At 62.3% G+C, this 17,274-nt stretch carries 19 protein-coding genes; 5 read left to right on the top strand and 14 right to left on the bottom strand.

Annotation, left to right across the window (positions count from 1 at the left end):
* Positions 1-4: 4 nt before the first annotated feature.
* The 6 genes from LDN82_RS20340 to LDN82_RS20315 all read right to left on the bottom strand — a co-directional run bounded on the left by LDN82_RS20340 (position 5) and on the right by LDN82_RS20315 (position 6,119).
* Entirely contained in the window at positions 5-676 is a 672-nt protein-coding gene (locus LDN82_RS20340; RefSeq protein WP_224093485.1) for a FadR/GntR family transcriptional regulator, read from the bottom strand.
* Positions 677-888: 212 nt separating this feature from the next.
* Positions 889-2,400: an amino acid permease gene (locus LDN82_RS20335; RefSeq protein WP_224093486.1), complete on the bottom strand. Its 1,512-nt coding sequence runs from the start codon at positions 2,398-2,400 to the stop codon at positions 889-891.
* A gap of 142 nt (positions 2,401-2,542) precedes the next feature.
* Positions 2,543-3,958 (bottom strand): aspartate ammonia-lyase, encoded by a 1,416-nt coding sequence (locus tag LDN82_RS20330; protein WP_224165619.1) that lies wholly within the window; start codon positions 3,956-3,958, stop codon positions 2,543-2,545.
* Positions 3,959-3,971: 13 nt separating this feature from the next.
* Positions 3,972-4,976 (bottom strand): asparaginase, encoded by a 1,005-nt coding sequence (locus tag LDN82_RS20325; protein ID WP_224165618.1) that lies wholly within the window; start codon positions 4,974-4,976, stop codon positions 3,972-3,974.
* A 17-nt stretch (positions 4,977-4,993) separates the two neighbouring features.
* The gene (locus tag LDN82_RS20320) at positions 4,994-5,722 is read right to left on the bottom strand and encodes a FadR/GntR family transcriptional regulator (RefSeq protein WP_224093488.1); all 729 of its coding nucleotides are present in this window, start codon (positions 5,720-5,722) and stop codon (positions 4,994-4,996) included.
* Positions 5,723-5,972: 250 nt separating this feature from the next.
* Positions 5,973-6,119, bottom strand: a complete 147-nt coding sequence (locus LDN82_RS20315) for a hypothetical protein (protein WP_224165617.1) — start codon at positions 6,117-6,119, stop codon at positions 5,973-5,975.
* Between the two features lie 8 nt (positions 6,120-6,127).
* On the opposite strand from LDN82_RS20315, the gene LDN82_RS20310 reads away from it, so the two are divergent.
* The 3 genes from LDN82_RS20310 (at position 6,128) to LDN82_RS20300 (ending at position 7,843) form a co-directional block, all read left to right on the top strand.
* Positions 6,128-6,634: a hypothetical protein gene (locus LDN82_RS20310; protein WP_224165616.1), complete on the top strand. Its 507-nt coding sequence runs from the start codon at positions 6,128-6,130 to the stop codon at positions 6,632-6,634.
* Positions 6,635-6,712: 78 nt separating this feature from the next.
* Positions 6,713-7,321, top strand: a complete 609-nt coding sequence (locus LDN82_RS20305; protein ID WP_224165615.1) for a hypothetical protein — start codon at positions 6,713-6,715, stop codon at positions 7,319-7,321.
* 30 nt (positions 7,322-7,351) lie between these two features.
* A complete protein-coding gene (locus LDN82_RS20300; protein ID WP_224165614.1) occupies positions 7,352-7,843 on the top strand; it encodes a DUF3817 domain-containing protein in 492 nt (163 codons plus the stop codon).
* Positions 7,844-7,968: 125 nt separating this feature from the next.
* On the opposite strand, the gene LDN82_RS20295 is transcribed toward LDN82_RS20300, so the two are convergent.
* The 6 genes from LDN82_RS20295 to LDN82_RS20270 all read right to left on the bottom strand — a co-directional run bounded on the left by LDN82_RS20295 (position 7,969) and on the right by LDN82_RS20270 (position 12,941).
* Complete coding sequence (locus tag LDN82_RS20295) at positions 7,969-8,586, bottom strand: hypothetical protein (protein WP_224165613.1); 618 nt, start codon at positions 8,584-8,586, stop codon at positions 7,969-7,971.
* A 334-nt stretch (positions 8,587-8,920) separates the two neighbouring features.
* Entirely contained in the window at positions 8,921-9,349 is a 429-nt protein-coding gene (locus LDN82_RS22610) for a DUF6318 family protein (RefSeq protein WP_263422273.1), read from the bottom strand.
* Between the two features lie 381 nt (positions 9,350-9,730).
* Positions 9,731-9,937 (bottom strand): hypothetical protein, encoded by a 207-nt coding sequence (locus LDN82_RS20285; protein ID WP_224165611.1) that lies wholly within the window; start codon positions 9,935-9,937, stop codon positions 9,731-9,733.
* Positions 9,938-10,204: 267 nt separating this feature from the next.
* On the bottom strand, positions 10,205-10,582 hold the full coding sequence (locus LDN82_RS20280; RefSeq protein WP_055975330.1) for an RNA-binding S4 domain-containing protein: 378 nt from the start codon (positions 10,580-10,582) through the stop codon (positions 10,205-10,207).
* Positions 10,583-10,641: 59 nt separating this feature from the next.
* A complete protein-coding gene (locus tag LDN82_RS20275) occupies positions 10,642-11,745 on the bottom strand; it encodes a sulfite oxidase (RefSeq protein WP_224165610.1) in 1,104 nt (367 codons plus the stop codon).
* A 161-nt stretch (positions 11,746-11,906) separates the two neighbouring features.
* Positions 11,907-12,941: an aldo/keto reductase gene (locus LDN82_RS20270; protein WP_224165609.1), complete on the bottom strand. Its 1,035-nt coding sequence runs from the start codon at positions 12,939-12,941 to the stop codon at positions 11,907-11,909.
* 289 nt (positions 12,942-13,230) lie between these two features.
* Between LDN82_RS20270 and LDN82_RS20265 the strand changes: the two genes are divergently transcribed.
* Positions 13,231-13,722, top strand: coding sequence for a flavin reductase family protein (locus LDN82_RS20265; protein ID WP_224093506.1), 492 nt, complete (start codon positions 13,231-13,233; stop codon positions 13,720-13,722).
* Here the strand turns inward: LDN82_RS20265 and LDN82_RS20260 are convergent.
* On the bottom strand, positions 13,719-14,588 hold the full coding sequence (locus tag LDN82_RS20260; RefSeq protein ID WP_224165608.1) for a hypothetical protein: 870 nt from the start codon (positions 14,586-14,588) through the stop codon (positions 13,719-13,721). The genes LDN82_RS20265 and LDN82_RS20260 overlap by 4 nt on opposite strands.
* Positions 14,589-14,774: 186 nt before the next feature.
* On the opposite strand from LDN82_RS20260, the gene LDN82_RS20255 reads away from it, so the two are divergent.
* On the top strand, positions 14,775-15,179 hold the full coding sequence (locus LDN82_RS20255) for a YchJ family protein (protein ID WP_224093512.1): 405 nt from the start codon (positions 14,775-14,777) through the stop codon (positions 15,177-15,179).
* 111 nt (positions 15,180-15,290) lie between these two features.
* Here the strand turns inward: LDN82_RS20255 and LDN82_RS20250 are convergent, their stop codons facing one another.
* Positions 15,291-17,255: an acyl-CoA dehydrogenase family protein gene (locus tag LDN82_RS20250; protein ID WP_224165607.1), complete on the bottom strand. Its 1,965-nt coding sequence runs from the start codon at positions 17,253-17,255 to the stop codon at positions 15,291-15,293.
* Between the last annotated feature and the right edge of the window lie 19 nt (positions 17,256-17,274).

The following is a 17,274-nucleotide window of genomic DNA, read 5'->3' as shown; positions in this document are numbered from 1 at the left end:
CGGACTAGAGCGCCTGCCGCAGCCAGTTCTCCACGCCGCTGATGTGGACAGTCACGAGGGCCCGGACCAGTTCGGCATCGCCGCGTTCCAGGGCGTCGGCGATAGCGCGGTGTTCTGCCAGCGTATGGGCCACGGCTTTTTCCTGCGTCAGGCCACGCCAGATCCGGGCTCGGACCGTACTGCTGGACAGGGCTTCCAAGAGGCTGCCAAGGTAGTCGTTTCCGGCGGCTTCGGTGATGATTCGGTGGAATTCGAGATCGTGGGCTACGAGTTCTTCGACGTCCGTGTTTTCGTCGATGCCGTCCATGGTGGCCCGGAGCGCCATGAGCTCTGCCGGTCCGATCTTGCCTGCAGCGAGGTGGGCGGTGGCCGGTTCAAGGATTCGTCGGACCTCAAAGAGTTCCAAAATGGAGCGGTCCTGATGCAGGTCAACCACAAATGCCACGGCTTCGTTGAGCAGCTTGGCATCGAGGCTGGTGACGTAGGTTCCGTCGCCGCGGCGGACGTCGAGCACGCGGATCAGCTCCAGTGCCTTAACCGCCTCACGCAGTGAACTGCGCGAAAGGCCGAGCCGCTCGCTCAGTTCCTTCTCGGGCGGAAGCCGATCCCCGGCCTTGAGTTCCCCGCGGATCAGCATGTCCTTGATCTTGCCAATCGCCTCATCTGTGACAGCCATGGGTCCATAGTAGTCGCGAATCATCGGATGTTTGGCTTTGGCGCGCTCTCACCCAACTAGGTAGCAGCAGATGCCCTTTTGGGTGTTCAAAACGGCATCTGCTGCGACTTACTTGGGTTCGTTAACCAACGACGGCGGCACTTGCGTTCCGTTGTTACGGAACCCAGGTGCCGCCGTCGGGCGTTACTCGGAACTGGCGCTATTGGGGCTTGTTAGGAGTCGCCGCCGCGCATGGGGCGGTTGGCAATAACCGGGGCGCTGCCGGTGTAGCCATCGCGGGTCGCAGCAAGCTCGTGGATCTGCTTGCGGCACAGGTACCAGCCAACCACCATAAGTGCGCATGCGATCGCCGTGACCAGCATGGTGAGCGGGGAGTCGATGAAGACCATCACCAGCACGCCCACCAGGAACAGGAGCGAGAGGTAACCGGTGTACGGCGCACCAAACATCCGGAAGGACGGGCGCTTGAGCCAGCCCTTGTCCGCCCAGCGTTTGAGTTGCATCTGGCACAGGACGATGGTGGCCCACGTGACGATGATGCCCACGGAAGCAACGTTCAGGACGATTTCGAACGCCTGTGACGGGACGAGGTAGTTCAGCGGAACGCCGAGGAGCGAGACACCTGCCGTGATCGCAATGCCACCGTAGGGGACACCGGCCTTGTTCATGCGCTGGGCAAACTTCGGGGCGGACCCTGCAACGGACATCGAGCGCAGGATACGGCCGGTGGAGTACAGGCCGGCGTTCAGCGAAGACAGCGCGGCGGTGAGGACCACGAGGTTCATGATCACGTCCACGCCCTGGATGCCGATGGAACCGAAGAACGTCACGAACGGGCTGACGCCCTTCTCGTAGGACGTGTAGGGGAGCAGCAGAGCGAGCAGGATGACCGAGCCAACGTAGAACACTGCGATACGGAAGACCACGGAGTTGATGGCCTTGGGCATAATCTTCTCAGGGTTCGGAGTTTCACCGGCGGCGGTGCCGATGAGCTCGATCGATGCGTAAGCGAACAGCACACCCTGCATGAGGATGATCATGGGAAGGATGCCATTGGGGAAGATGCCGCCGTTGTCGGAGAGGAGGCTGAAGCCAACTTCCTGGCCCTCCACCGGGGTGCCGAAGATGACGAAGTAGCTGCCTACCACCAGGAAGGCCACCAAAGCAGCGACCTTGACCAGGGCGAACCAGAATTCAAGCTCGCCAAAGACCTTGACCGAAACCAGGTTCAGGCTCAGGACCACGACAAGTGCGATAAGCGCCCATGCCCACTGTGGAACCACGCCGATCCACGGGACGTATTTGCCGAAGAAGTTCATGTACAGCGCCGCTGCTGTGATGTCCACGATGGTGGTGGTGGCCCAGTTGATCCAGTAGAACCAGCCGGAAACGAAAGCTGCCTTCTCACCGAAGAACTCACGGGCGTAAGAAACGAAGGATCCCGACGAGGGGCGGTGGAGAACGAGCTCACCGAGAGCGCGGAGGATCAGGAATGCGAAGAAGCCACATACGGCATACGCGATGACGAGCGAAGGGCCCGCAGCGTTGAGGCGGCCACCGGCGCCCAGGAACAGCCCGGTGCCGATTGCACCGCCGATCGCGATCATCTGGATCTGGCGGGGCTTCAGATCCTTGTGGTAGCCCTTGTCCTCCTTGTGGAGGGCTTTCTCGCTGGCATGCGCTTGGGCCGGGACCGTGTGGTCCGTGATGGGTGGGTTGGTCATTGGAATCCTTAGGGGTGTCCTGTTGGGGGTGTCCTGGACGCGTCCGATCGGGGGCCGGAGCGCAGGACAGGGCCTCGTGGGGGTGTGCCTTATCGGGCGGGACGGCTCTCTTGAGCCGCTGGGCTTACTGGCCGGATTCGGCTTACTTGCTCAGGTTTGCCAGACGTTCCGGGCTGAGCAGTTCCTCAAGCTGGGCAGCGGTCAGCAGACCGTGCTCCAGGACGAGTTCTGCAACACCCTTGCCGGTAGCCAGCGCTTCTTGGGCGATGGCCGTGGCGGAGGCATAACCGATGTGGGGGTTCAATGCCGTGACGAGACCGATCGACTGCTCCACGGTAAGCCGTAGCCGTTCGGTGTTTGCTGTGATGCCCCGGACGCAGCGTGCCGTAAGGGTGCGGCACGCTGCTTCCAGGTGGGAGATGCTCTTGTGCAGGCTGTGCACAATGATCGGTTCGAAGGCGTTCAGCTGAAGCTGGCCCGCCTCCGCGGCCATGGTGACTGTGACATCGTTGCCGATGACTTCGTACGCCACCTGGCTGACCACTTCCGGGATCACCGGATTGATCTTGCCGGGCATGATCGATGAGCCGGACTGAACAGCCGGCAGGTTGATCTCGCCCAAACCCGCACGCGGTCCAGAGGACAGCAGGCGGAGGTCGTTGCAAATCTTGGAGAGCTTCACTGCCACACGCTTGAGGACGCCGGACAGATGAACGAAAGCGCCAACATCCTGGGTGGCCTCAATGAGGTCCGCCGACGTCAGGAGCGGAAGGCCAGTGATTTCGGCCAGGTGACGGCAGGCGGCATCTGCGTAACCGACTGGCGCGTTCAGGCCTGTGCCAATAGCGGTCGCCCCAAGGTTGATCTCGTGGATCAGCATGTGGGACTCGTCCAAGCGGGCACGGTCCTCGCCAATGGTCACGGCGTACCCACCGAATTCCTGGCCCAAGGTCATGGGAACGGCGTCCTGAAGCTGGGTGCGGCCCATCTTCACAACCGTGCGGAATTCACGGCCCTTCTCGGCAAAGGCCAACTCGAGTTCTTCCAGGGCGAGGAGGAGTTCCTTCACTGAGAAGATCGTGGCGAGGTTCACCGCCGTCGGGTAGACGTCGTTGGTGGACTGGCTCAGGTTGACGTGGTCATTGGGGTGCAGCTTTGAGTAATCGCCCTTGGGGTGACCAAGGATTTCCAGTGCACGGTTGGCGATGACCTCGTTTGCGTTCATGTTGGAGCTGGTGCCCGCGCCGCCCTGGATCACGTCCACCATGAACTGCTCCTGGAGCATGCCATCCATGACGTCCTGGCATGCCTGGTCAATGGCTCCGGCGCGTTCGGCATCCAGGAGGCCGAGCTCATGATTCGTGCGGGCCGCCGCTTGCTTTACCGCGGCGAGGCCGCGGACCAAGTGGCGGTTGGTGGACAGAGGCTGTCCTGTGATGGGGAAATTCTCGATGGCCCGCAGGGTGTGGACGCCCCAGTAGGCGTTCCCGGGAATATCGCGGTCCCCCAGGAGGTCGTGTTCGGAACGGATGGGGATCGCCTGATCGACGGTGGTCATAGCTGTCCTTGGTTTAGTTCTTGCTGAAAAATTGCGCTGCGCGGAGCTCGCCGACCGGAAGGCCGCCGCCCAACACCGGTGGGCTTTGAAGCGTGTCCAGGCTGCCGCCGTCGACGCCCAACTGGCGGAGAACCTCAACGGTGACGGGCATGCGCGCGCGGTCACCGCCGTCGGAAATCTTCACGGCCACGCCGCGGCCGTCCGGCAAGCCCACCAACTGGAGGCCTTCAAAACCGTCCTTGGCCAGCAACCCCGGGACTGCGCGCATCAGAGCAGTGACGTCGCGGCCTTCCCCGGCCACCATCTCCGGGAAGCGGCGCATGGCGTGGGCAACCTTGCCTTCGACGGTGCTTTGGTCAGCGGCGGCGAGGCGGCCATAGGCGCCGGCCATGCCGTGAAGCGTGTGGGCAAAAAGCGGCGTACCGCAGCCATCCGTGCTCACCGCGGCTGCATCCTCGCCGGTCAGTTCGGTGATGGTGTCACGAACCAGGACCTGAAGCGGGTGCTCCGGGTTCAGGTATCCCTCCACGGGCCAACCGTTAATAACGCACACTGCGGTCATGGACGCGTGCTTGCCGGAGCAGTTCTGGGCAAGTTGGGTTGGGCCGTTGCCAGCGCGGAGCCATTCTTCGCGCTCAACGACGCCGTATGGCAGGTCGGTGCTGTTGCCCAGTGCCGCTTCGGTCAGGCCGTGAAGCGCCAGGATCTCGGCGGCGCCGTCGCGATGCGCTTTGCTGCCCGAGTGGCTGGCCGCCGTCAGGGCGAGGAGGTTCTGGGGGATGTCCAAGCCCGCGCGGAGGAGGGCAACGGCCTGCAGCGGCTTAAGGGAAGAACGCGGATACATCGGCGCGTCCGGCTCGCCGGCTTCGATGGCACTGCTGCCATCGGCGTTCAGGGCGATCAGCGATCCATAGTGGATGCTCTCCACCAAGCCGTCGCGGGTCTGTTCGACGAGCGGGACGTGGTTGGGTGTTCTCTGTGCTGTTTGGGCCGCTGCTGCTGCGGTCGCTTGAGGCATGGTGTCCTTTGGGTGGTTCATTTGCTGAGGATCGTGTCCAGTGCGACGCTGACGGCCTGAAGGTGATCGGCCATCGCTTTGCTCGCTGCTTCGGCGTCGCCTGCTTCGATTGCGTTCAGCACGGCAACATGTTCCTCGTCCGAGCGGTGTTGCCGGTCAGCGACGAGGTTGAGGGTTTCGGATTGGTGGGCCAAGGCGTCGCGGATATCGGAGACGACGCTGGCGAACACCCGGTTGCCACTGGCCCGGGCGACGGCGGAATGGAAGCTGGCGTCCAGGTTTACCCACGCTTCGGGATCGTTTTCGTTGAGCATTTCCTGGACGATGTCCTTCAGGTGCTCAAGTTCTTCCTCGGTGCGACGCTGCGCTGCCAGTCCGGCTGCGGGAATCTCAATGTGCGGACGTGCCTCGTTCAGATCACGCGCACTGTACTGGCCCAAGGTAAGGTCATTGGCGACCTTGTTGGCCACAATGAACGTGCCCTTGCCGGTCTTGGTCACAGTCAAGCCCAGCGTGTTGCAGGACCGCAGGGCTTCGCGAATGACCGAGCGGCTCACGCCATACTGGGCTGCCAGCGTTGCTTCAGAGCTCAGCTTGGTGCCGATATCGAACTGGCCGCCCTCGATAGCCCTTCTGAGTGCCGCGAAGACAGCCTCAGCCGCGGAAATGCGCGAGATCGGCGTATGCCCAGCGGAAGAGCCCTGAGGGGCTGGCTGTCCGGCTGTCCGGCTGTCTGACAGGTTCACGTTATCGAATATGGCACGGGTCACAAGGCTGTGTCAACGCTGAAAGATTCGCTTCACGCTTTGGGGCCGGGGCGCTCCGCTGATTGCGGCGGGGACCTAGCTCACGCGCGCATGACCCTCGATAGACCGGAGGATGCCGAACAGCTTCACCACACCTTCGTCGCCGAACAACACGTTCACGACCGCACGGTGCCAACTCGTTGTAGGCCGCATTGGGTCCCACCCATAAACGCGGCGAGTGCTCGGGCATTTACCATCGGACCAGGCCAGTCTCGCTGTTGCGTATGGCAATTTCGAATCCCAAGGCTTGGAAGACGTCCATGAATTTCGACGTCTCCACCGTGGCCTTGCCGGACTCAAGGTCGCAAGCCCGGCACCGCAGACGCGCGGTTGACACAATGGACCATGCTCTTCACCAAAAAGTCCCTCACCGCCGAAGGTTTCACGGGCTTCCGAGCCTTGGACGACCTCGACGTCATGCGCATCCCCCAGGGCCCCGGGGTCTTTGCCCTGCTTTGCCCTGCCGGCTTCGAGCCCGTTTTCCTCAACAAGGGCACCGCCGGAACCTTCAAGAAGAAAGACCCATCCCTCAAGCGTGACGCTTTGGAAGCGGAGTGGGTTCCCGATGCTTCCCTGTTGTACCTGGGCAAAGCCAGCGCCGGAAGCCAGGGAAACCGGGGGCTTCGGAAGCAGATCCAGGAGTTCATGGATTACGGCCGAGGGCGACCCACTGTCGTCTGGGACGCCCGCCTCATCTGGCAGCTTAGGGACGCCTTGGACCTGATCATCGCGTGGAAAGAACTACCTCCTTCGGAAGTGAACGCAGCCGAGGCTGCCTACCACGCTGATTTCGTTGCGACCTATGGCCGCCTGCCGTTTGCGAATCTGGTTCAAGCCCGCTCCAGGAAGTAGGGCGTCAAGCACGACGGCGGCACTGGGCTTCTGTTCGGGGCCTGCCATGGGAGCGGCGGGCGGCGCATAATGTCATGCATGACGGCCAGTAACCCCGCTGGAGGCAAACCGCATGAATCCCGGATCACTGTCGAGGTGCCTGTCCTCCGCATAGGCGCCGGGCAAACCGATTACGAGGGACTAAGCCATTACGTCGACTTCCTTCGGAAGCCGCAAGGGCTGCACATGACGTTGCTGCACGTGGGTATCCTCGATGATTTGGTCCAGGACATCGAAGCCTGGACCAAAGGAATGTCGCGGTCAGAGAAGGTACTTCCGGAGATTGCGGGTTGGCTGACAGGGTTGCCCGTACTGCAAGGATTTCTGGGAAAGTCGGACAAACTGATCCCCTTGGGCGGTGGCCGCCTCATGGGCCTGGAAGTGGACGTTCCCCAAGAGGTGCACGACTATCAGGCCCTTCTGGTCCAGGGGCTCCATGTGCTTCTGGACGACCTGGGCCTGGACAACATCGACGACTTCATCCTGAGCTCACCTGCCCTTGGTTACAGGTCACCCCGCTGGTTGCCCCATATCGCCGTTGGCAAGGCCCGGACCCGCCATGAGCCGCCGATGGAAATTGCCCCCGTGCCTGTCGAATTCGGGGACTCGCAGATCCGGAACCGGGACTCGCTTCCTCTGCCGGGGTGAACGTGTTTGTCCTGTCACGGTAAATTGGACGTGACTCCCGTTTCCCAGCTGAGGACTTCCATGCTGCCCCGCACCCTGTTTCGTACCGTTGCTTTTGCCGAAGCTGTGACGTGGACGCTGTTGCTGATTGGGCTGTTCCTCAAGTACGTCACGCACACCACGGAAGTGGGCGTCAGCGTAGCGGGAGGCATCCATGGCTTTGTCTTCCTTTGCTATGGAGCGACAGCAGCCTTCACATGGATCAACCAGAAATGGACTGCCCGCACAGGACTGCTCGCAATCGTCTCTGCCGTGATCCCGTATGCCACGGTTCCCGTGGAAAACTCGCTTGACCGTCGAGGCCTCCTTGCCGGCGATTGGCGCTTGGCTGCCGGAGGAGAGGAACCTCAAGGCGGGCTGGAGAAGCTGCAAGCTTGGGTTCTCAGATACCCGATCCAGGCCGTTGCGATTGTTCTGGTGGGCGTCGCGGGCGTGTTCAGCTTCCTGCTCTTCATGGGTCCGCCGGACACGTGGTTCTCCTGATCTCCTTGCCTGTGTTCCTTTTGGGTGCTGTGGTTTCCTGACCTTCTTTGCGGGCCAAGGCTGCTGTTTTCGGGCGATTTGGCTCCCTTTTAGTCTCAATGAGGGTCGGGAAGCTGCGGGCTCCGTCATTTTTCGGCGTTGGGGCAGCCCCAGGATGTGGGGTTTTCCTGGCAGGTGTCGGCGACGAGTGCTTTTTCTGTTTTCCAGACCTGGATGGTTTTTGGTGGGGTGGTCAGGTCCAGGGTTCCGTTGATGGGCAGTGGTGGGCCGTTGTTCACGGAGTAGGTGCCGGTGAAGCTGGTGGTGATGGTGGCGGGGTAGTTCCCTGTTGCCGTGTAGCTGTGGCTGGTGCGGGTGTCGTTGAGGAGCCAGTCGGCTTCGGGGATCGAATAGCCGGCTGCGGGGGTGGGGCCGAGGCTGGTGCCGTCGCCGAAGGTGTAGGTGAAGCTTGCCGGGGTTGCTCTCAGGTGGACGGTCTGGCCGAGGATGGTGACGTTGAAGCCTTGTTCGGTGGCGGTGGTGTAGAAGTTTGTTGGTCCGCCTTTGAGGGTGTGGGGGAAGGGTTGGGCTTGCAGGGTTCCCGGGTTGACGGGGAGTTGGCGGAAGTCGTTCAGGATCCGGGCTGCGATGTTCGCGAGAACGTTTTCGGGTTGGGTGTCGTACAGGCAGGTGGGTCCGCTGATCGCCGGGTAGTCTGTCCACTGCGGGTTCGCGATTGACTTTGGAGCTTGTTTCCAGATCACGGGTGTTCCTTCTTCGCCACCCGGCGTTTTAGCGGGGCATTCCATCGTTAGGCACCCCCTGTCCGGAGTGTCTGACCCTCCCGAGCGGCAGTGAACATCCGGCATGTACTGGTTAGGATCTTCCGCAGCGGACGGGCCGTCCAGCTTCGGCACGAAGCTTCCGGTGGCAGGGTCCTTCCTCCAGTGCGTGGCTGTCAGGTTAAGTCCATTGTCTACGTACCCGATGTCGATCTTGGGCTCCTTGGCGGTGGCCCCGGGGCCCTGCAGTAGGAGGATAACGCCCGCAGCAATGACAAAAGTTGATGCGGGGAGCCAAAGTTTGATCACCATTGGCTCAACGAATCAGGCCGAGATCGACCATGATCCAACATTCATCTTTGAACTCGAATTCAGCCCGACTGGCTGAATTCGTCGCTGGCGTGGGGTCTTGATACAGGGAGCCGTCGCCGTTTCTGATTTCAACAGCTTCTTGTATTACTTGAACAATGGCCACTTGCGAGGATCTTGCAGGATCGAAATCCATTTCCAGTGAAGCGGTAAGTATTCCCGCCCCAGCGACCCACCGACCGTCCTTCCATGCAGCCTCAACACTTTCGCGAAGTGAGGTGCACCAAGAGCAGTTCGCGGCACTGAGGGACCGAAGCGTTCCTGTCTCACCAGACTCATAGCTGTAGTTCAGTTGCGCGTACCAATACCTGATAAACGCCTCCAGCCCCTCCTTCGTGTTCTCCTTCGCCAGCTCGGGCATCACAGGAACTGGCACATTCTCTGCCTTGCCCTTCGCGTCGGCTGGCTTGTAGACAGCGGCGGGAGTAGCACTCCCCGAAGATTCAGTAGCCGAAGGACGCGGCGACAAAACCCCTGAGGTGGGTGACGCCGTCGTCGAGCTTGTTTCGGAAGGAGGACCGCCGGGCTGGCCGCCCTGACAGCCAGTGAGCAGCAACGCGGCTGTCAGTCCGAGTCCGAAGACCGATCCTCGAACAAGGGCACGTGAAGAATTGGCAAAAAGGCGTGACATGACAGGCTCCCCCAGCAGCTGTTTGGCGATGTGTCGGCCAGTCTAGGCGGGGCAGAGGCAGGGTTTCACGTCGAAGGGGGCCGCTTGTGGATAACTATTGTCATTTGTGGTGATGTTGCCCGCAGCCTACGAGACGTCGCGCCGAGGCTTCTCGGCCGCGAGCTGCCTGACCCAGTCGGGAGTTTCTTTTCCCAGCCGGCGGTCTGTGACCAGGCGTAGCTGGGCGGCTGCGATTTGCACGCCGCGGTCACGCGCGGCAGCGCCGCGGTCGATCCTGTCGGTTGCCCCGTTGCGTTCGCCGTGGTGTGCCGGTGTTCTCATTGGCTCCGTCATCGTCGACCTCTTATCTGGTATCGCTTGCCACCATTCTGCCCTGTTATCGGACGCCGTTTTCTGCCGCAGCGACTTCCACGCTATCCAAGCAGCAATGACGGCTGCGGCCAGCGCAGCCAACGGCGCCAGCCCTGCAACAGTTTGCCACCACTCGACCGGCCCAGTATGGATGTTCACGTCGATAGGAGCAGGGGGCAGAGGGATCACTCAACCAAGCTAAACGGCCGCAAGCCAGCAGCGGGTCAGCGGGTGACCGTATGTGGAAAACTAACCCCGCAATTTCTCCATGTCCCGCCGGTCCTTCTTGGTGGGTCGTCCGGCGCCGCGGTCGCGCTGGGGAAGGCCGAGCTTGGGGGCGACGGGCCGTGGGGGAGTGTGGTCGGTGAAGCAGTGCGACGCAGCCTCGGCTCCGACGCGTTTGGCGATCAGTCGCCTTACTTCGAGGATCCGTTCCCAGCCGGATTCGCGGACCCTGATGGTGTCGCCGATAATCACGCTTTGCGAGGCTTTCGCGGGGTTTCCGTTGATGCGGATGTGGCCGGCGCGGCAGGCAGCGGTAGCCGCGGATCGGGTCTTGTAAGCGCGGATCGCCCACAACCAGGCATCCACCCGGACATTCGCTGGAGATGAAGACGGGATACTCATGATTTGAACGAGTCTAGTCCGGCGTTGACAGCGATCTCGAGAAGCCGGACGGACAAGCCCTACCGAACTGTCACCTCAACCCGCTGGGCCATGTTGTTCCCTATGCCCTGGTAGTTCCACACTTGATCGCTGGGCTGCAGCGCACCCGAGGAGTCCATCGCACGGCACCGCAACTCGTGCTCTCCCGGGCTCGCGACCCACACCATGGTCCACGAACGCCAAGCAAAGTCACCGACAGCAGGTTCGAGGTGGGCCGGCATCCACTCGCCGTCGATTCCTACCTCCACGCGTTCCACCTCGCCGTGCCCGGACCACGCCCTGCCCTGCAGCATGACTGGGCCGGCGTCCACTACCCGGCGTCGGGTGAAGAAGTCAGGAATCCCGGGCGGCACCATCAGGGAGCGGACGCGAATGTGCGTCACGGGCAAACCTGGCCCATCGGGTCCCTGGAGGTAGTGATAGGCCACGGCCTGTTGGAATCCCATGAAACGTGAAGTCACTGCCTCAATGGACGTCAACCACTTCACGCTTGCCATGCCATACCAGCCCGGCACCAGCAGCCGCAGCGGGAAACCGTGCTGGATAGGGAGCGGGTTGCCGTTCATGGCGTAGACCAGCATAACTTCGGGGTGCATCGCCTCGGCGATCGAAAGACTGCGGGCGTATGGTTCCTCAACTCCGCCTTGGATACCGCTGTCGGCGCCCGTAAAGACAAGCTCGACGGCGTCATCCGCCAACCCTGCCTCCTCCAGCAGGGGTGCCAGAGGGGTTCCGGTCCACTCCGCAGTGCCTACTGCTCCCAGCACCCAGGGCTGGCTGAGGGGACGTGGTTGCAGGAGCGAGCGTCCATTTCCGGCGCATTCCATGGTGACTGGCATGGTCACAGAGGGCCGCGCCTTGATGTCGTCGAGGCTCAGTTCCAAGCTGTGATCAACCGCGCCACCGAGCCGCAGGCGCCATGCCTCGGCGGAAACGTGCGGGATATCGAAGTGTATGAGCAGATAGTGCAGGCCCGCCGGCGTGATGTCGTCTTGGAGGGCTTCGAGCGGCATTGAATGGTTGCGGCCGGAGAGCTGCAACTCTTCGTGGGTCAGGGGACCTTCGGTCGGCTGTCCCGGGATGACGGCTTTCGCCGCTTCTTGCTTGACATGGGGTTTGGACATGGGAGGCGGCGTTCTACTGGACCTGACGCTGCGGGCGTGCCGCAGCACTTAGGACAAGGATCACGCCATGGTCCAATGCCGTCAATAGGCGATTGTGCGCCCTGCCCGACGTGCTTCACTAGGACTGAAGGCCACGGAGCGGGCCTCACAGCGCAAGGAACCTAGCGGCGTCGAAGTTCCGGGTACTCCAGATGGGGAGCGACCGTGCCGGCGTCCCGCTCAAGGAAGTTGACGGCGGGGGCCACGATGTCATCGATTTCATCCAAAACCGCTTCGCTGAGCACCACGTCGGCGGCCTTCAGGTAGTCGGTGAGATGGTCCTCGGTCCGCGGTCCAATGATCACACTGGTCACGGCGGGGTGGTTCAGGGCAAAGGCGACAGCAAGCTGGATGAGGGACAGTCCATACCTGGCCGCCAGTTGTGCGAGTGCGTCCGCCGCGTGCAGCTTGCCCTGGTTGAAGGGAGCGGCCACGTCGAAGCGGCCGGGAACCGCAGCCGCACGTGAGCTTTCGGGCTGGCCCGCGCCAACGCGGTAACCGCCAGCCAGCCAACCGCCGTCGAGTGGTCCATAACTCAAAACCCCGACGCCGTATTGCTGGGTGATGGGGAAAACGTCGCGTTCGTTGGCGCGAACCAGAAGGGAATAGGGAACTTGGTCCACCACCGGGGGCGTCAGGTGGTTGGTGTTCGCGATCCACTGTGCCTCGACGAGCTGCGCCGGACTGAACACTGAGGTGCCGTAGTAGAGGATCTTGCCCTGCCGGATGAGATCGTTCAGGGTGGTGATCGTCTCAAGAAGATCGGTGTTGTAGTCGGGACGGTGCGCTTGGTAGAGGTCGATCCTGTCCGTGTTCAGCCGCCTCAAACTGTCCTCAACAGCCCGGACGATCCACCGGCGCGAATTTCCGGCATGCGCTGGATTGGACCCCATCTGGCCGTGGAATTTGGTGGCGAGAAAAACGTCGTCGCGCCGTCCGTGGATTGCCTGGCCCACCACGACTTCGGCCTCACCCTGCGAGTAGATATCGGCGGTGTCGATGCTGGTGATGCCGCCGTCCAATGCCGCCTGAATGATGCGGATGCTCTCCGCAGGGCCGGTGGGAGCGGTCCCGGTGCCAAAGTTCAAAGTACCCAGCGTGAGGGGGCTGATCAGGGCGCCAGTGCGTCCAAGCGTTCGTAGCTCGTTGAGGCTCATGTCGGCTTCCTGTGGTGGGTCAGTGGTTTGACAGCTGCGGGCCAGTGGATGGCTCAACCGTCATCAAGGGATGTCCAATCGAGGCTACACAGGGCCGTGGGACCCCGAAATGCAAACGGTAGAACTTCTTCGTTTTTCGTCTTGCGAGGTAATGGAAGGGGCCTTACTTCGCGACATTTCTTGACACGCGGCAACACAAATGTCTTTCGAATCAACAAATATTGCCGTTCCCGGAAGCGGGTGAATTATGGGAAAGGAACTCAAGCAACGCACGATAGGGGACAGCACAATGACACAGACGACCGTGGAAGAAACGGCGGCCATCAAGGCTGCATTTGCGCAGTTCCCGTCCGGAGTGGCTGCCTTCAGTGCCATGGTGGATTTCACGCCGGAGGCACTGGTGGCGTCGTCCTTCACTGTGGGCGTGTCATTGGAACCGCCGTTGGTGATGTTCGCGGTACAGAACTCCTCCACAACGTGGCCCAAGCTTCGGCAGGCCAGCAGGTTGGGTGTGTCCGTGCTGGCCGAGGGCCAGGAAGCTGCCTGCCTTCAGCTGTCCTCCAAGACCCGGGACCGCTTCGCCGGATTGTCCACCAGTGTCAGCGACTCGGGGGCCGTTCTTATCGACGGCGCGGTGCTGGGTTTCGAATGCGAAGTTGTCTCCGAAACGCCGGCGGGGGATCACGCGATCGTTGTCCTCGAGGTCAAGGCCACCACCATCAACCACGAATCCAAGCCACTGATCTACCACGGAGCATCGTTCCGGCAGCTCGCAGCCTAGGAGTTGCGGCTTGCCCCGCTGAGCGATCCTTTACGGATGGGGCTCGAAGACTTTCCATTCTTGGAAGTGTTCGGGCCTGATTTCTTCGGGCTGTTCCCTTGGGTGGGGCCGTTCCCTTGGCCGGACCTGTTGGATTGAGGCCCGGACTTTTCAGGACCGCTGCCAGGAGACTGCTGCGCGTCCGGGGCCTTCGGGGCGGACGGTTCGTCTTTGCTGGACGGCGGTGTTGGCTCGTCCAGCTCCCGGACCGTCACCTTGATGGCGGGCGGTTCCTCTGCCTTTGCGCGCTCGGCCGCCCTCCGGTCAGCTTCCGCGACGGCGTCGGCCCAGTCCTTTGCAAGTACGGGGGGTTCCTTGCTGGCGGCCACAAGCAAGGGGTGGTGGGCGGTTTGCGTTTCCACCACTTCCTTAACGTGGACCGGCTTGGGCACCTTTTTAGGGCGAACCTTCCACGCACCGTCCTTGACGGCAGAAGTGGCATCCGAGACCCGGCGTCGAACATCGCCAAGGAGGTCCTTCTTGGGTTCCGCGGCAGCAGGATTGTGTGCGGGCTCGGCAGCGGATCCGGCAGGAACGTAGGCAAGATCTTCAAGCGGCGACTCAACACCGCGACTGGAGTAATCGACGTCGTCACCCGCCGGTGAGGGTACGCGTTCCGGAGCCGGGGGCAAGTGGACGATGGTGACTGTTTCCTTCTTGGGGAAGATGCCGACCATCGCCAAAAGAATCACCGACACAAGCCGTCCCACTCCGGCAACTACCAGAGTGATGATGACGACCACACCCAGGCCCAGGAACATGAGGATAGCCATCCCCACTGTGCCCAAATATGTCAGGTTGATGGCGAGTGTTGTCGGATCCTCCACGTAGCCTCCCCTGGCTGTCGTTTTGCGATGCGCGCATTGCCCACCCAGCTTGCACATCTAGCCTACGGTCCAGCACCGACGGAATCACGCCGCGCACCACCCTCGGGCAGGGTTGTTTCGAAGCTGTTATACGGCGTGGGAAAATGTGTTGCCCAGCTCTCATTTTCAGCCTCAGATTGGGACCCAGTGACCCCTGATTTCAGCCGACTCCGCGACGGTGCATGCCCCTGCCTCTCCGGAGAGCAGTACGACGATTGTTGTGGGCGGTTCCACCGCGGTGAGGCCGACGCACCCACAGCCGAGCAGCTGATGCGCTCCCGGTATGCGGCATTCGTCATTCTGGACCCGGCGTACCTCCTGCGAACGTGGCACGCCTCAACCCGCCCGGCTTCCTTGGAACTGGACGCTGACATGCACTGGCGCAGGCTCGACATCCTGGGCACGTCCAAGGGCGGGCCCCTGGACAGCACCGGGACTGTTGAGTTCGCTGCGCACTATCGGTCCGACGGGGAACGGGGCGTCCAGCGGGAACTCAGCCGTTTCGTACGCGAGGACAAGGTCTGGTACTACGTGGACGGCGACGTGCGCTAACGCTCCTTCCCGGTTGCCACGGCAAAAACGGCCGAACCGGAGCTTCAGCCCGCGTATCCTTGCGGACGCGGCGAGGTGCGCCTGGGACTAAATGGGAAGGAACGCGCCGGATTACCGATACTTGCGGTGCAGGTTCTCCTTGCTTGAGGCACCAGGGGACGCATCGGCGATCCACGGCCCGGTGCCTTCGGACTGGTCCAGGACTCCGGCCTCAAGCCAGGCGTAATCCCCGGCGAGGACTTTGCGCGAAAGGTGGTGGTCGCCGTCGTCGGTGTTCCGCCACAGCTGGTCGAAGTATTCGTCCACCCGCACCCGTGCCTGCTCACAGTAGGCCTCGGCGAGTTCAAAGGCGGTGGCGCCGTGTTCCGGATGGGTACGAAGCAGCATTTCGGCACGTGAGCAACATGCTGCCATGGCGAACAGTTCGGCGCCGATGTCCACGATCCTGCCCAGGAACGCTTGCTTGTGTTCCAGCTTCGCCTGCCAGCGCCCCATGCCATAGAAAGTCTGCCTGGCGAGCCGTCGCGAGGACCTTTCAACAAACCGCAGGTGCTTGCCCAGACGCCCGAACTCGCCGTAGGAGCGCGGGTCCATGCCTGCCCCGGCAACGAGTTTCGGCAGCCAGCGGGCGTAGAAACCTGAAGCGCCGACGGCGGCTCTCGCCTTGTCCTGCAGGCTCGCGTCCGCTGAGGCGAGGTCACCTGCGGCGGCAAGGTGCGCGTCCACGGCTTCGCGGGCGATGAGGAGTTTCATGATCTCGCTGGAACCCTCGAAGATCCGGTTGATGCGGAGGTCCCGGAGGAGTTGCTCGGCCGCCACGGCGCGCTCGCCCCTGGCTTCAAGGGACTCGGCGGTTTCAAAGCCACGGCCGCCGCGGATCTGAACCAGTTCATCGGCGATCCGGCAGCTGAGTTCGGTGGACCAGAGCTTGGCCAGCGCGGCTTCGATGCGCACGTCCTTTTGGCCGGCGTCGGCCATCTCGGCCGACAACTCAAACACGGCTTCCAACGCGAAGGTCGTGGCGGCGATGAACGCAATCTTCTTTCCAACGGCCTCATGCTTGCCTACCGGACGGCCCCATTGCGTACGGGCGTTTGACCATTCGCGGGCAATCTTCAGGCTCCACTTCCCAGCCGCAACGCAGAGCCCGGGGATGGAAAGACGTCCCGTATTGAGCGTGGTGAGGGCGATTTTGAGGCCCTGGCCCTCGCGGCCCAGGCGGTTCTCCACCGGCACGCGCACTTGGTGGAAACGGGTCACGCCATTCTCGATACCGCGCAGGCCCATGAAGCTGTTCCGGTTTTCCACCGTAATGCCGGGGGAGTCCATCTCCACGACGAACGCGGAGATGCCGCCTTTGTGCGTGGTGCCGTCGGCGTCGGTGTGGGCCGGAACTCTTGCCATGACTACCACGAGTTCGGCGATCACACCGTTGGTGGTCCAGAGTTTCACGCCGTCCAAAAGGTAAGACCGGCCGTCGTCCGACAGAACGGCAGTGGCGCCCATCCGGGCGGGGTCGCTGCCGACGTCGGGCTCGGTCAGGAGGAAAGCCGTGATGGCGCCGGCGGCGCAGCGCGGAAGGTATTCCTGCTTCTGCTCGGGCGTGCCGAATTCTTTGACGGGCTCCGGAACGCCAATGGACTGATGCGCCGAAATCAGTGCGCCCAGGCTCGGATGGACGGAGCCCACCAAAGCCAGCGCGCGGCCATAATAGACCAGGGACAATCCCAGGCCACCGTATTCGCGGGGGATTTTCATGCCGAAAACGCCCAGATCCGCGAGGCCTGCAAGGTACTCATCCGGGATCTTCGCGTCGCGTTCGATCACCCGTCCGGACATGGACCTGCAGAACGCATCGAGCTTGGCCATGAACTCTTCGCCGCGCTCCACGTCCTCCGTTTTGGCTTGTGGCCACGGATGGATCAGGCTGAGGTCGAAGCTGCCCAAGTACAGGCCCTTGGCAAAGCTGGGCCGGTTCCATTCAGTTTCGCGGGCAGCCTCGGCGACGGCGCGGGCTTCTTCTGCTGTGGCGTTGACGCTTGCGGCGGTGAGACTGTTGTCAGTAGCGGACGTCATGGAATAACTCCTCTAGCCG

The sequence above is a fragment of the Arthrobacter sp. StoSoilA2 genome (assembly GCF_019977195.1).
In the GTDB taxonomy this organism is placed as follows: domain Bacteria; phylum Actinomycetota; class Actinomycetes; order Actinomycetales; family Micrococcaceae; genus Arthrobacter.
This window is presented reverse-complemented; position numbering and strand designations above follow the sequence as displayed.